The organism is Streptomyces sp. NPDC045022 (assembly GCF_056432605.1).
This window is the reverse complement of the sequence record NZ_JBWKIR010000086.1, coordinates 1-1,267: the sequence shown is the minus strand read 5'-3', so window position 1 is coordinate 1,267 and position 1,267 is coordinate 1. Positions and strand designations below refer to the sequence as shown.

General features: G+C 66.5%; 2 protein-coding genes. Both read right to left on the bottom strand.

Going from position 1 to position 1,267, the window contains the following annotated elements; all coding sequences use genetic code 11:
* The coding region (locus AC07C1_RS41265; protein WP_478947250.1) for an alpha-amylase family glycosyl hydrolase at positions 1–832 on the bottom strand (832 nt) is incomplete at its 3' end.
* Positions 829–1,267, bottom strand: a 439-nt coding sequence (locus tag AC07C1_RS41260) for an alpha-glucosidase C-terminal domain-containing protein (protein WP_478947249.1), incomplete at its 5' end; no start/stop codon positions are given. The genes AC07C1_RS41260 and AC07C1_RS41265, both read right to left, overlap by 4 nt.

The window sequence follows — 1,267 nt, the reverse complement described above, 5'->3', positions numbered from 1 at the left end:
CGGAGGAGTAGTCGCCGAAGTAGTCGACGACGTCCTCCGGCCACTGGTTGGCCTCCGCCAGCAGCACGGTGTCCGGGTACTGGGCGTCGATCTCCCGGCGCACGCGTCTGAGGAAGGCGTGCGTGGCGGGCAGGTTCTCGCAGTTGGTGCCCTCCTCCGCGTAGAGGTAGGGAACCGCGTCGAGGCGGTAGCCGTCGATGCCGAGGTCCAGCCAGAACTTCAGCGCGGCCAGGATCTCCTCCTGCACGGCCGGGTTCTCGTAGTTCAGATCCGGCTGGTGGGAGAAGAAGCGGTGGAAGTAGTACTGGCCGCGCACCGGATCGAAGGTCCAGTTGGACACCTCGGTGTCGACGAAGATGATCCGCGCGTCCTCGTACTGCTTGTCGTCGTCGGCCCACATGTAATAGTCGCCGTAGGGGCCGTCGGGGTTCTTGCGGGACTCCTGGAACCACGGGTGCTGGTCGCTGGTGTGGTTCATCACGAAGTCGATGATCACGCGCATGCCGCGCTGGTGGGCGGCGTCCACGAACTCCACGAAGTCGGCGAGGTCACCGAACTCGGGCAGCACGGCGGTGTAGTCGGAGACGTCGTAACCACCGTCACGCAAGGGCGAGTTGAAGAACGGCGGCAGCCACAGACAGTCCACGCCGAGCCATTGCAGATAGTCGAGCTTGGCGGTCAGGCCCTGCAGATCGCCGACGCCGTCGCCGTTGCTGTCCTGGAAGGAGCGGACGAGGACCTCGTAGAAGACGGCGCGTTTGAACCACTCCGGGTCCCGGTCCTTGGCGGGAGTGTCCTCGAAGGTGTCCAGTACGGGTTCGTTGACGGTCATGACGCTGCGGGCCCTCCGATCTGGGGCGTCGATCGCCCGACGTGGAGCACGTGCGCCGGCGTCCGGCCGGGCGTCAGGCGCACGTAGTTGGTCCTGCCCCAGTGGTACGTCTCGCCCGTCAGTTCGTCGTGCACGGGCAGGGCGGCGTTCCAGTCCAGGCCGAGTTGCGGCATGTCCAACGAGACCGTGGCCTCCTGGGTGTGATGCGGGTCGAGGTTCACGACCACGATGACCGTGTCCGTACCCGTGCTCTTGCTGTAGGCGAGCACGGCGTCGTTGTCGGTCCGATGGAAACGGAGGTTCCGCAGGCGCTGGAGAGCCGGGTGCTGTCGGCGGATGCCGTTGAGCCGGGTGATGAGCGGCGCGATGGTCCGCCCCTCCCGCTCCGCGGCCGCCCAGTCGCGGGGCTTGAGCTGGTACTTCTCCGAGTCCAGG